This is a genomic window from Blautia sp. DFI.9.10 (assembly GCF_024461705.1).
GTDB lineage: Bacteria > Bacillota > Clostridia > Lachnospirales > Lachnospiraceae > Blautia_A > Blautia_A fusiformis.
In genome coordinates, this window is record NZ_JANGAA010000016.1 from 16,766 (window position 1) to 29,949 (window position 13,184).

General features: G+C 46.3%; 10 protein-coding genes. 8 read left to right on the plus strand and 2 right to left on the minus strand.

Annotated features, from left to right (window positions below; all coding sequences use genetic code 11):
* Positions 1-492: 492 nt before the first annotated feature.
* From NE671_RS10515 to NE671_RS10550, 8 genes are all read left to right on the plus strand, one after another.
* Complete coding sequence (locus NE671_RS10515; RefSeq protein WP_173740439.1) at positions 493-3,147, plus strand: valine--tRNA ligase; 2,655 nt, start codon at positions 493-495, stop codon at positions 3,145-3,147.
* A 15-nt stretch (positions 3,148-3,162) separates the two neighbouring features.
* Positions 3,163-5,274 carry an LTA synthase family protein gene (locus NE671_RS10520; protein WP_021650740.1) on the plus strand — a complete coding sequence of 704 codons (2,112 nt, stop codon included), beginning with the start codon at positions 3,163-3,165 and terminating at the stop codon, positions 5,272-5,274.
* Between the two features lie 171 nt (positions 5,275-5,445).
* Complete coding sequence (locus NE671_RS10525; protein WP_044961009.1) at positions 5,446-6,744, plus strand: bifunctional folylpolyglutamate synthase/dihydrofolate synthase; 1,299 nt, start codon at positions 5,446-5,448, stop codon at positions 6,742-6,744.
* Positions 6,741-6,893: a hypothetical protein gene (locus NE671_RS10530; RefSeq protein ID WP_015526890.1), complete on the plus strand. Its 153-nt coding sequence runs from the start codon at positions 6,741-6,743 to the stop codon at positions 6,891-6,893. Before NE671_RS10525 ends, NE671_RS10530 begins: the two co-directional genes overlap by 4 nt.
* Before the next feature lie 10 nt (positions 6,894-6,903).
* Positions 6,904-8,229, plus strand: a complete 1,326-nt coding sequence (locus NE671_RS10535; protein WP_021650743.1) for a tetratricopeptide repeat protein — start codon at positions 6,904-6,906, stop codon at positions 8,227-8,229.
* A 125-nt stretch (positions 8,230-8,354) separates the two neighbouring features.
* A complete protein-coding gene (locus NE671_RS10540) occupies positions 8,355-8,714 on the plus strand; it encodes an anti-sigma factor antagonist (protein WP_044961012.1) in 360 nt (119 codons plus the stop codon).
* Positions 8,698-9,123, plus strand: coding sequence for an anti-sigma F factor (gene spoIIAB / locus NE671_RS10545; protein ID WP_015526893.1), 426 nt, complete (start codon positions 8,698-8,700; stop codon positions 9,121-9,123). The genes NE671_RS10540 and spoIIAB overlap by 17 nt, the downstream gene beginning before the upstream one ends.
* 2 nt (positions 9,124-9,125) lie before the next feature.
* A complete protein-coding gene (locus tag NE671_RS10550) occupies positions 9,126-9,848 on the plus strand; it encodes a SigF/SigG family RNA polymerase sporulation sigma factor (RefSeq protein WP_021650746.1) in 723 nt (240 codons plus the stop codon).
* A 62-nt stretch (positions 9,849-9,910) separates the two neighbouring features.
* On the opposite strand, the gene NE671_RS10555 is transcribed toward NE671_RS10550, so the two are convergent.
* Both NE671_RS10555 and NE671_RS10560 read right to left on the minus strand, forming a co-directional pair.
* Positions 9,911-10,408 (minus strand): QueT transporter family protein, encoded by a 498-nt coding sequence (locus tag NE671_RS10555; protein WP_015526895.1) that lies wholly within the window; start codon positions 10,406-10,408, stop codon positions 9,911-9,913.
* A gap of 169 nt (positions 10,409-10,577) precedes the next feature.
* Positions 10,578-13,106: a leucine-rich repeat domain-containing protein gene (locus NE671_RS10560; protein ID WP_256163965.1), complete on the minus strand. Its 2,529-nt coding sequence runs from the start codon at positions 13,104-13,106 to the stop codon at positions 10,578-10,580.
* Positions 13,107-13,184: the final 78 nt, after the last annotated feature.

A 13,184-nucleotide genomic window follows, 5' to 3' on the forward strand; every position in this document is an offset into this window, starting at 1 on the left:
AAAAAATATCTCCATTGGAAAAAATAACCGGTGGAGATATTCTTTTTTATTTTGATTTTTACTTTTGAAATAAGGTCTCTGTCTTGACAAAAAAAGAAAATTTCATTATAGTAGGAACATGGCAAAGGCGTTGAATAAGAGGAGTATGCAGATCTACGCTGACAGAGAGAAATGCACAGACGCAAGAGAAGCGCAGGCTGAAAGGCATTTTCAGATGGAGGACTGCAGAAGGTAGCTTAGGAGCCGGGAAACTGAAAGCAGAAATGCAGAACAGATGCAGATGCTGCTGTGTAGGTTTTCACGTACCCCGCGTTAAGGGACAAGAGATAGACGGGAATAACAGATGTTTTTTCCGGATAATGAAGGTGGTACCGCGAGAATGATCGCCCTTCGCACATTAGTTATTGGCTTTTGTGTGGAGGGCGTGTTTTTTCTTGCAGAGAACAGGAGCATTTTAAGGTTCCTATAATCAGAAAGATTCAGGAGGAAAACATGAGTAAAGAACTTGCAAAGACTTATGATCCCAAGGGTATTGAGGATCGTCTGTACAAAAAATGGATGGATAACGGATACTTCCATGCAAAAGTTAATCCGGACAAAAAACCTTTTACAATTGTAATGCCGCCGCCCAATGTAACCGGACAGCTGCATATGGGACATGCACTGGATGAGACCATGCAGGATATCCTGATCCGTTTCAAAAGAATGCAGGGCTATGAGGCTCTCTGGCAGCCGGGAACTGACCATGCAGCCATCGCTACAGAGGTTAAGGTAACAGAGAAACTTCGTAAGGAAGGGATTGATAAGAACGAGATCGGCCGTGACGAATTTATGAAACATGCCTGGGCATGGAAAGAGGAGTACGGCGGAAAGATCATCAACCAGCTGAAAAAGCTGGGAGCATCTGCAGACTGGGAGCGTGAGCGCTTTACCATGGATGAGGGCTGCTCCAAGGCTGTTCAGGAAGTATTTATCCGCCTTTATGAGAAAGGCTATATCTACAAAGGCTCCAGGATCATCAACTGGTGTCCGGTATGCCAGACCTCTATTTCTGATGCAGAGGTTGTACATGAGGACCAGGACGGATTTTTCTGGCACATCAATTATCCCATCGTAGGTGAGGAAGGACGTTTTGTTGAGATCGCGACCACTCGTCCGGAGACACTTCTCGGCGATACAGCAGTTGCTGTAAACCCGGAGGATGAAAGATATAAAGACCTTGTAGGAAAGATGCTGAAGCTTCCTCTTACAGACAGAGAGATCCCGGTTATTGCCGATGAGTATGTTGACAAGGAATTCGGAACAGGCTGCGTTAAGATCACACCGGCACACGACCCCAACGACTTTGAGGTTGGACGCCGTCATAACCTTGAGGAGATCAACATCTTAAATGATGATGCCACCATCAACAGTCTTGGCGGAAAATATGCAGGTATGGACCGTTACGAGGCACGTAAGGCCATGGTAGAGGACCTGAAGGAGCAGGGACTTCTTGTAAAGGTTGTTCCGCACAGCCACAGTGTTGGTACCCATGACCGCTGCGGTACAACGGTAGAGCCGATGATCAAACCACAGTGGTTTGTAAAAATGGACGAAATGGCAAAAGCTGCTATCAAAACTCTGGACGACGGAAACCTTCAGTTTGTTCCGGCACGTTTTGACAAGACTTACCTGCACTGGCTGGAGAATATCCGTGACTGGTGTATTTCCCGTCAGCTTTGGTGGGGACACAGGATCCCGGCTTATTACTGCGATGAGTGCGGTGAGATGGTGGTTGGAAGAGAGATGCCGGAGAAATGCCCGAAATGCGGATGCACACATATGCATCAGGATGAGGACACTCTGGATACCTGGTTCAGTTCCGCACTGTGGCCGTTCTCCACACTTGGATGGCCGGATAAGACACCGGAGCTTGAGTATTTCTATCCTACAGATGTTCTGGTAACCGGATATGATATCATCTTCTTCTGGGTTATCCGTATGGTATTTTCCGCACTGGAGCAGACCGGTGAGACTCCGTTCCACCATGTACTGATCCACGGCCTGGTACGTGACTCCCAAGGACGTAAGATGAGTAAATCCCTTGGAAACGGTATCGATCCGCTGGAAGTTATCGATAAATACGGTGCAGATGCCCTTCGTCTGACTCTGATGACAGGTAATGCACCTGGAAATGACATGCGTTTCTACTGGGAGCGTGTAGAGTCCAGCCGTAACTTTGCAAACAAGATCTGGAATGCATCCCGTTTCATTATGATGAACCTGGAAGGAAAGACCGTAACAGAGCCGGAAGACCTGAACGCTCTTTGCAACGAGGATAAATGGATCCTTTCCAGACTGAACATCGTGATCCGCGATGTTACCGAGAACATGGATAAATATGAGCTTGGAATCGCTGTACAGAAAGTTTATGACTTCCTGTGGGATGAGCTCTGTGACTGGTATATCGAGATGGCCAAAGTAAGACTGTGGAAAGCAGAGGAGAACCCGGCAGCAGCAAACGATGCACTGTGGACACTTCGCACTGCACTGACACAGGGACTGAAGCTTCTTCATCCGTTCATGCCGTTTATCACAGAGGAGATCTACTGCACACTGCTTCCTGAGGAAGAGTCCATTATGATCTCTGACTGGCCGGTATACAAAGATGAGATGAACTTTGCAGATGCTGAGAAAGCAGTTGCAAGCTTCCAGGAAGTTGTACGTGGAATCCGTAACACCAGAAACGAGATGAACGTACCGCAGAACAGAAAGACCAATATCTACATCGTAGGCAAGGATGCAGAGTGCTGTGCACGTTTTGAGTCCTGCAAGAAATCCTTTACAAACCTTGCGTTTGCAAAAGAGATCCACGTACAGCAGGATAAGAACGGAATCGGTGAGGATGCGGTATCCATCGTTGTGGCAGACGGTGTGGTTTATCTGCCGCTGGAGGATCTGATCGACCGTGAAAAAGAGATCGAACGTCTCACAAAAGAGCAGGAGCGACTTACAAAGGAGATCGCACGTTGCGAGGGAATGCTGAACAATCCGAATTTTGTGAACAAGGCACCTGCAGCCAAGGTAGAGGCAGAGAAGGAGAAACTTGAGAAATACAAAGAGATGAAAGAGAAAGTGAACCTGCAGTTAACACAGATGGTGAAATAACGAAGGAGTGTTTTAATGAAGTGGTGTAACTTTTTCAATAAGATTTCGCTGATACTTCAGGCTCTGGGCTGTGCAGTCCTGTACTTTGTGATCGAGGCCATATGCAGGCACTCGTTCACAGAGGCGTGGACCTACATGACCACAAGGCCGCTTGTATTTGCTTATAATGCAGCGTTTATCTTTACGACGATGCTGATTGTTTATCTCTTCCGAAAGAGAATTTTCTGGCGTATCTTTGTGGGCAGCTTATGGCTGTTTCTGGGAATCGTAAACGGTGTGCTTCTTCTCAACCGTGTCACACCGTTTACAGGACCGGATGTGAAGAATCTGACAGATGGTCTCAGTATTGCAAAAAAATATCTGACCCATACCCAGATGACCATAGGTGCAGTTCTTCTGGGAATTGCGGTTCTGATCCTTCTGATCATCCTGATAAGGTCGCCGAAGTACAGAGGCAAGCTGAAATACAAGGTGAATATTCCGCTGGTCCTGGTCGGGGTCCTTGCCTTTGGAGGAATTACACAGCTTGCTCTGGAAAAAAGAGTTCTTTCCAATTATTTTGGAAACATTGCCATAGCTTATGAGGATTACGGATATCCTTACTGTCTGGCAACGACGATCTTTAATACCGGAATCAGTGCCCCGAGAGACTATTCCAAAAGCGAGATCAAAAGGATCGAGAAGTCGGAAGAAAATCTTCCGGAAACGAAAGAAGGCAGTCATCCGAATATTCTGTTTTTACAGCTGGAGTCCTTTTTTGATCCTACGCTGGTAAATTATCTGGAGCTGTCAGAAGATCCTATCCCGAATTTCAGAAAGCTGATGAAGGAGTATTCCTCCGGATATTATAAGGTACCTTCCGTAGGAGCCGGAACCGCAAATACTGAGTTTGAATCCATTACCGGAATGAGCCTTCATTATTTTGGACCGGGAGAGTATCCTTACAAGAGTATCCTTAAGGAAACTACCTGTGAGAGCGCACCGTATGTTCTGAAGAATCTGGGCTATACTGCTCATGCAGTACATAATAATGAGGCGAATTTCTACGGAAGAAGAAGTATTTTTCCGAATCTGGGATTTGATACCTTCACTTCGGCAGAGTATATGAAGGATGAAAACCAGAAGAACCCGTTGGGCTGGACCAAGGACAGTGTCCTCACCGATGAGATCGTCAAGTGTCTGGATTCTACAGAAGGGCCTGATTATGTATATACTATTTCCGTACAGGGACATGGAGATTATCCTTCAGAACCGGTACTGGAAAATCCGGAGATCACAGTTTCCGGGGCACCTACTGACGAGCTGAATAATAAGTGGGAGTATTATGTAAATCAGATCCATGAGATGGATAATTTTGTCAAAGAGCTGACTGACAGGCTGGCAGATTACCCGGAGGATGTGGTACTGGTCATGTATGGTGATCATCTGCCGACCATGGGACTGACCGTGGAGGATGTGGAGAATAAATATCTGTTCCAGACAGAGTATGTGATGTGGGATAATTTCGGACTTAAGAAAAAGAAAGAAAATCTTGCGGCATACCAGATGGCAGCAGAGGTTATGGACCGTGTAGGTATCCATGAGGGAAATGTTTTCAAGTATCATCAGGCAAGAAGAAACACCAAAAATTATCAGGTGGATCTGGAGACCCTGCAGTACGATCTTCTCTACGGAAAGCAGTATACATATGACGGAGCGAATCTTTTTGAGCGGACAAAGATGCGTATGGGAATCTATGATACCACGCTGGATTCCATTCAGGTTGTGTCTGAGACGGATCACACCTATTATATCCAGGGAACAAACTTTACGCCGTCCAGCCAGGTGAAGATCAACGGAGAATGGTATGATACGGTTTACGTGAATCCTACCAAGCTGATCATTACCGGAAAGGAACTGGATGATTTTGACCGGCTCTCGGTAGTGCAGCGAAGTAACAGTTCCACAAGAAAGGCCATGACAAAGAGCCATGACCGGGCGGTTTATGCGCTGCTCGCTGACAGCAAGTGGAAGCTTGACAGTGAAAAGAGCAGTTCTGATACAGGGTCAATGGAGGAAACGGATACAGCGTCAGAAACGGAATCCACAGAAGATTCCGGTGAAGAAAACAGTACAGACAACCAGTAAATGGCATAGAAAAGATACTCCGATACAAAAAATGTCGGATAAAATATTACGATTAGGACTGGACATCTTCCACCACTATTATATAATGGTATCGTAACGAACAGGAGGGGAGAAGCTTTTCTCCCCAAAAGTTCTTTACGAATACATTATAGATAAGTGATGGTTTTTTTTATGAATTACGAAGAAGCAGTTGCGTATATTGAAGATATACCGAGATTTACTACTAAGAACAGCCTGGACCATACCAGAGAATGCTTAAGAAGACTTGGAGATCCGCAGAGGAAATTCCGTGTGATCCATGTGGCAGGAACCAACGGAAAGGGAAGTACCTGTGCTTTTATCACATCGGTCCTTCGGGAAGCAGGATATTCCTGCGGACTTTTTACATCTCCTCATCTGGTTGAGATCAACGAGCGTTTTCAGATCAACGAGGAAGTGATCGATGACGATACCTTCCTTCGTGCTTTTGAAAAAGTTAAAAAGCTTTCCGATGAGCTGGTTGCAGAGGGAAGCTATCATCCCACCTATTTTGAGACACTCCTTCTAATGGGAATGGTGATCTTTGCAGAAGCCGGCGTGGATTATGTAACACTGGAGACCGGTCTTGGCGGACGTCTGGATGCAACCACTGCTGTGGAGGATCCGGCAGCCTGTGTGATCACATCCATCAGCCTCGATCATATGCAGTATCTTGGAAATACAGTTTCCGAGATCGCAGGAGAGAAGGCAGGGATCATGGTGCCGGGTGTTCCGGTGATCTACGATGGAAATGATCCGGATGCGGCCGGAGTGATGCGTGAGCATGCAGAGAAGCTGGGATGTCCATATTATGAGCTGAAACGGGAAGACACAGAGATCCATAAGATCACAAAGGACGGAATCCGGTTTTCTCTTAAGGACGAGACATATGGCGATACCGTATTTGATATACCGTTTATCGCCCGTTATCAGGTTATGAATGCAGCGCTTGCGGTGAAAACCATTCAGGTACTGGAAGATCAGATTCCGGTATCTCTGGAGGCTCTGAAGGCTGGTATGGCAAAAACACGCTGGCAGGGAAGGATGGAAACGGTTCTTCCGGGGGTGATCGTGGATGGCGCACATAACGAAGACGGTGTTGAGAAGTTTGTAGAGACAGCAGAACATTTCCAGAAGGAATTTCCTCTGACTCTGCTGTTTTCCGCAGTGGATGACAAGGACTATACGGATATGATCCGCACGATCTGTAGCAGGATCCGTTTTCGACATGTGATCGTCACACAGGTAGGCGGATACCGTAAAGTTCCGGTAGAAGAGCTTGCGGAGATCTTCCGTGAAGACGGAGTACCGGAAGTGGAAGCAATAGAGGATGTTCCAGCAGCTTTTGAACGGGCAGTAAAGGAAAAAGGTGAGGATGGAATGCTGTTCTGTGTAGGATCCCTTTATCTGGTCGGTGAGATCAAGGCTGTGATCAGGAGGAAAAAATTATGATCGATTACGAAGAGGAACTAAAGAAATTTGAACCATGTCTGGATGTGGCAGATGTAGAAGGTGTCATTTATGACCGGGAGATCACAGATATCATGGATGTACTCCAGGAGATGCTGCGTGAGGTCAAGAGCAACAGACGTGTAAGATAAGGAGAAGTGGATGAACTGCATAAACTGTGGAGCGTTCCTGACGGATACAGATCTGGATTATTGTCCGCACTGTGGAGCCAATGTACTGATCCAGAAGAAGGTGGATTATCTTTCCAAGCTTTATTATAATCAGGGGCTGGAAAAAGCCAGCATCCGGGATCTGTCCGGGGCGATCAGCTGTCTGAAGCAAAGTCTTGCTTATGACAAACGGAATATCCGTGCAAGAAATCTTCTTGGTCTTGTATATTTTGAGACCGGTGAGGTGGTTGCCGCACTGAGTGAGTGGGTCATCAGCAAGAATATCCAGAAGAACCGAAATCTGGCTTCAGAATATATTGCCAGGCTTCAGGCAAACCAGAACAAACTGGAAACAATCAACGAAAGCATCAAGAAATATAACAATGCCCTTGCCATGTGCAGGGAAGGCCATGAGGATATGGCGGCCATCCGCCTGAAAAAGATCCTGTCCCAGAATCCCAAGCTGATCAAGGGGTATCATCTTCTTGCTCTGATCCAGATGAAGAATCAGGAGTGGAATAAGGCGAGAAGAACCCTGAAAAAAGCAGCCAGGATCGACAAGACCAATACCACCACACTTCGTTTCCTGCGTGAAGTTGACGAGCAGACGGGTGTTACCACAAAGATGGAAAAACGGCGTAAGGGCTTGTTTGGAAATGAAAAAAATGAGAATGATAATATTTCAGGAGAAATCGTTGTAAGGCCGTCGTCTTATAAAGAAAGATCAAAGATATCACTTTTCTTTACCACGGTACTTGGATTTGCGGCAGGGGCGGCAGCATTCTGGCTCCTTGTACTGCCGGCTGTGAAACAGGATATTTACAGGCAGGCCAATCAGCAGATCATACAGTACAGTGATTCTCTTTCCAGCCAGAGCGTGGAGCTTACCAAAGCTCAGGGAGAAGCTGCCCAGTCCAGTGATACGGCAGATGCAGTTGCCAAGCAGGCAGAGGAAGAGCAGAAACGCAGTCAGAGCTATGAGGCTTTGTTTAATGCATATACTGCCATGCAGCAGGAGGATCTGGATACAGCGGCGCTGGAACTACAGAAGGTATATGTGGATACACTGTCAGATTCTGCAAAGGGGATTTACAGTACTATCAGCGGAAAGACCGGTGTAAGCGGGATCGGGAGCGGAGCTTCTGACGGAACGTCCAGTGCTGACAGCAGTACAGATGGAACAGCTGAAGCTGGAGCGGATGCCGCAGCTTCGGATGGAGAAGATACACAGAGCTCTGACGGAGATTCCGGAGAAGACAGCAGCTACAGTGACGGAGGATATGAGGATTCCTCTTACGATGGAGGTTATACAGAATAAAAAATATCATAATTCATACAGAGGAGAAACCTCGGATAAGGGGAATGTGCGTTGGCGCATTCCTCTTTTTTTACCCTTTGGTCATGAGAAATGGAATAAAAAATCAAAAATGGGGGAATGATAGAATGACATCAGGTTTTGAAAAATCCGGAACCGTGCTGACTGTACATCTTCCGGCGGAACTGGATCATCCGGCTTCTGATGAGATCCGGAGAGATTCAGACCGGATTATTGGACATAACTATATAAAAAATATGATTTTTGATTTCTCAGAGACCGTTTTTATGGACAGTTCCGGGATCGGTCTGCTGATGGGTAGGTACCGGGCACTTGGCATGAGGGGGAAATGTGTGCAGGTTGTCAATGTGAACAGTCATATTGCAAAGCTTTTACGGCTATCCGGAGTGGGAAAATATATTGAAATCTGTGGAATTAAAAAATCGGCAGGTGAACAGGAGGGTGTTTATGATGGAAAACACAAATGAAATGACGATCATTTTTGACAGCAGACCGGTAAATGAAGCACTGGCAAGAGTTGCTGTGGCTTCATTCTGCACACAGCTGAATCCTACGCTAGAGGAAATTTCGGATCTGAAGACCGCAGTATCGGAGGCAGTGACCAACTGCATCATACACGGGTATGAAGGGGAGATACATAAGATCCGGGTAGAATGTCGTCTCCGGGGGCAGGAGCTTCAGGTAGATGTGACAGATCACGGAGCCGGGATCCCGGATATCAAAAAAGCCATGGAGCCTCTGTTTACCACAAAGGCTGATAAAGACCGCTCCGGTATGGGGTTTACATTCATGGAGGCGTTTATGGATGAGCTTCAGGTGGAATCGGAGGTTGGCCGTGGAACTACAGTGCACATGAAAAAGATCATCAGGAGGTAACTATGGATCGTACTCTTGTCCTCATCGGGCGTGCACACCAGGGGGATAAAGCGGCAAGAGATCTTTTGTTTGAGGAAAATACAGGACTGATATACAGTGTGGCAAAGCGTTTTCTGGGACGAGGGGTGGAGATGGAGGATCTGTTCCAGATCGGCAGCATCGGACTTCTGAAAGCTGTGGATAAGTTTGACATGTCCTACGATGTGAAATTTTCCACCTATGCCGTTCCCATGATCATCGGAGAGATCAAACGTTATCTCAGGGACGACGGGATACTGAAGGTAAGCCGTTCTCTGAAGGAAAACCACTACAGGATCTATCAGGTGAGAGAAGCACTGACACGCCGGCTGGAGCGGGAACCTACGACGGGAGAAATGGCAGAGGAAATGGGAATTTCCATAGAAGAACTGGTAATGACCATGGAATCCGGTGCAGAGGTGGAATCTCTTCACAAAACAATCTATCAGGGTGAGGGAACGGAGATTTCTCTGATGGACAAGCTTCCGGAAAAAGAAAACCGGCAGGAAAAAGTACTGGACAGGATTTTTCTGGAAGAGATACTGGGGACTCTGGAGGCAAAGGAGCGGAGGTTGATCTATATGCGGTATTTTCAGAACATGACCCAGATGGAGATCGCCCATGAGCTTGGCGTATCCCAGGTACAGGTATCCAGAATGGAAAAGAGGATCCTGCGCAGTCTGCAGGAATCCGCAGAGAAAAAATAAAAGAGAGCCATGAGAAATGCTGCTGTTTTCTCATGGCTCCTTTTTGTGGGCAGCAGATTTAGTCAGACTGCTGCTTTTTTATGAAAAAGTACATTTTTGTATTTGGAAAGTGCTCCAAGAAGGATCATACCGATCACACCGGCTGAGATAAATTCGCCGGCTCCTACTGTGAGCATCATAAACGGGATAGGAAGGTTAATGCCATATCCGTAACGAAGCACAAGAGGAACGATCACAATGTTGGAAACGATCGGCGGGATCGGGGCTGTCCATTTGCCTGTATTGCGAAGCTTGTAGGTAAAGAATGCACCGATAAGTGTGGCAATGCTTCCGAAAATGATGTCAACTGGAATCGCACCGCCAAGAAGATTGGCAATGATACATCCCACGAACAGTCCCGGGATGGCAGCCGGTGTGAAGAACGGAAGCACGGTCAGCGCCTCGGAAAACCGGATCTGAACTTCACCGAAGCTAAGTGGCGCGAATACCAGTGTCAGGACAACATATACAGCTGCAATGGCAGCTCCCTGTACCAGAAAATGAGTACCTTTGTTTTTCATGTTTTTTATTCTCCTTTAGTTTTGTTTTACGAGTGGAAGGTCACGAACACTCGGCACATTTATAGGCGGTGACCGCCTTGTAAGCCCTGTACGACCTTGGTTTTTGCGGGCTTTTGCAGCGAAACTGAGTATAGCATAAGGGGCGTGGAAATGCAAGGTACGATCCTGACTATTTGATAACCCTGGCCTGTGTGGACAGACCCTGGCTCTGAAACAGCTTTTTGTAAGAGGAAAGTCTGCTTGCCGGAACCTTTACAGTCAGTTTTTTGTAATTATTCTGACCTGCTCTTGTGAAGATATATTTACCTGAGCTTTTGGAAGTAAGACGTCCTGTCTGTATGGTGACAGAGGTAAGGGCCTTACAGTCACAGAAAGCTTTTGTGCCGATCGCAGAAACTCGGGAACCGATTTTTACAGTACGAAGACTTATGCATCCCTGGAAGGCTCCGGCACCTATGCTTGTGATATTTCCTGAAATCGTTACCTGTTTCAGGTTTTTACAGTTTTTGAAGGCATTGGCTGCAATGGCTGTGACTTTGTAGGTTTTTCCGTTAGCTTTGACAGTGGCCGGAATCTTTGCAGTGACAGTATTGCGTGAACGTGGTCCCTTTAGTGCTACGGAAGTCCCGGTGGTATTGACTGTGTAGACATTATAAGCATCCCGGAATGTTTTTGCAGTCTGTGGCTTTGGTGTGGCTGCAGGAGTGATCTGGAAATTTAAGGTGATGGTTCCGTAGAAATGGTTATCACCGATGATCTTCAGGGTAGCAGTTCCTGCTTTTTTATTGTTCTGGTATGTCACATGATAATCATTGATGCCAGAAAGCTTTGCTTTTCCAAGAGTTACGGTTGGAACGGGCTTTATGTCAGAGCCTGTATAGGTATATGTTTTTTTGATCCCTGTTACAGCTGCATCGGAAATATTGCATGCATAGCTGATATTGTTTTTCTTGGCATATGTAACTGCGTAAGAGCCGTACGGAGCATGGATCTTGCAAAAATATGCATGAGAGTTGACATACCCGTAGCCGCCCCACACAGCATCCGTTCCAATGCTTTTAACAGTATCAGGTATGTTGATCCTGGATAGCTTGTCACAGTAGGCGAAAGCTTCTTTTCCGATCTTTGTGACCCCTTTCTGGATGTCCACTTCTTTCAGCTCAGGAAGAGAAACAAAGGCCCTTTCGGAAATACTTGTGATCCCGGGCTTTATTATTACCTTTCTGATCTGGTTTTTGATAGCTTTCCAGGAGGAATCGTTGGAGAAGGAAAACCAGCCTTTTGTTGAAGAGACCGGGTATCGGTGGTTTTCCTCTGTGGAAATAGAAAGTGGTCCGTAGCCGGAAATCGTAAGGATACCGTTTTTGAAATTCCAGGTTGCGTTGTCACCTGCGATATGGTAAGTTTTTTTGTCAGCTTTTCCGTTGTCGGAATTAATGGAATAAAAGTTCAAGGTGTTGGAGTTTGAAGCATAATAAACGACCTTGGAATCCTTTACCACAGGCTGACAGTCAGAAATCGGAGCAGCTGTTGTAAACTCTTTGCTGAGACTCTTTCCCTTTCCGTCCACAAAAAGATAATGAAGGGTGCTGGAAGAGAGCGGATCGTTAGCGGAAGAGTTTTTCTTGTTATCGTCGGAGACGTATTCTTCCCAGGAAATCATAAAACGGTTGTCATTTATTTTGGTGATCTTTACGCCCGCAAAGCTTTTTCCTCCGCCTGTAAAGTTGGTAAGCTTCCTGGTAGTGGTTGCTTTTTCGGAAAAGTCAGACATTGGTGTGACGGACAGATAAAGGTTATGAGGCGTGTTTTCAGATACCTTATCATATTTGGACTGATCGATGGAAGTGCCAACGCATAATACACTGTCAGAGGAAACAGCCATGCCATCAACGCTTGCGTAGCAGGCCAGTGCCCACACAGAAGTATGTGAGCCTCCGTATGGCAAAAGCTCTATGGTGGTGCAGGCAAGTGTAGTGCTGTCGTATCTGGAAAGAATTGTACATCGTGAACCCTCACTCTGCTCCAGTACGTAGAGATAAGAACCTTGTGATTTGATATACTGTGCAAAGGAATGCCACAGATCGCAGGAAACGATCTTTCCTTTCATGGTTGCCTGGTCGATCTCGACCATAAGGAAGCCCTGATGTCCCTGACCGACAGAGGGATCCACATATCCTTCGTGACCGGTAACAACATAGAGTTTGCCGTTGCTTTCTGTCATTTCCACACAGCCATAGTCAAAGGGCGTGCGGACCTCACCGCCAAAAAGCTCCGGGTTACTGGTAATTGCTGCTGCACCGTTCCGGTTCCAGCTTGTATCGTAGCGGATAACGCGGATGACCTCAGCGGAATCGTTTTCTTTGTTGTTTGTCTGGCCTTCTACCAGATAATATCCGTCAGATCCGGCATAAAAGCCACCCCACAGTGGAAGCTCCATGTTGATCTTGCGCTTGCTTCTGATCTTCAGATCATTATCGTAATATTCAACGCCGACAGAATTTTTCTGGTGGAAGACCCTCATGTATCCGCCGGAAACAGGAATAAGATCAGAGGTACGGCGTAACCTGACATTGAGATTGTCCTGTGCGGTTGGCGTAAGAGAGCCTGCCCGGGCTGTCTGTGGAAACAGGATCAGACAGAAGCAAAGACAGCAGAACAGAAATAGCAGAGATGTTAATTTTTTTAGCTTTTTCATAAGTTTCTCCTTTGTATGTGTTTTTAGATGATCTCCTGTTTAGATTATAATTCATGGGACAGAATTTACAATACAAAA

Coding starts and splice junctions, on each gene's coding strand:
- NE671_RS10515 (WP_173740439.1), top strand. CDS start 493: ATGAGTAAAGAACTTGCAAAGACTTATGATCCCAAGGGTATTGAGGAT.
- NE671_RS10520 (WP_021650740.1), top strand. CDS start 3,163: ATGAAGTGGTGTAACTTTTTCAATAAGATTTCGCTGATACTTCAGGCT.
- NE671_RS10525 (WP_044961009.1), top strand. CDS start 5,446: ATGAATTACGAAGAAGCAGTTGCGTATATTGAAGATATACCGAGATTT.
- NE671_RS10530 (WP_015526890.1), top strand. CDS start 6,741: ATGATCGATTACGAAGAGGAACTAAAGAAATTTGAACCATGTCTGGAT.
- NE671_RS10535 (WP_021650743.1), top strand. CDS start 6,904: ATGAACTGCATAAACTGTGGAGCGTTCCTGACGGATACAGATCTGGAT.
- NE671_RS10540 (WP_044961012.1), top strand. CDS start 8,355: ATGACATCAGGTTTTGAAAAATCCGGAACCGTGCTGACTGTACATCTT.
- spoIIAB (WP_015526893.1), top strand. CDS start 8,698: ATGGAAAACACAAATGAAATGACGATCATTTTTGACAGCAGACCGGTA.
- NE671_RS10550 (WP_021650746.1), top strand. CDS start 9,126: ATGGATCGTACTCTTGTCCTCATCGGGCGTGCACACCAGGGGGATAAA.
- NE671_RS10555 (WP_015526895.1), bottom strand. CDS start 10,408: ATGAAAAACAAAGGTACTCATTTTCTGGTACAGGGAGCTGCCATTGCA.
- NE671_RS10560 (WP_256163965.1), bottom strand. CDS start 13,106: ATGAAAAAGCTAAAAAAATTAACATCTCTGCTATTTCTGTTCTGCTGT.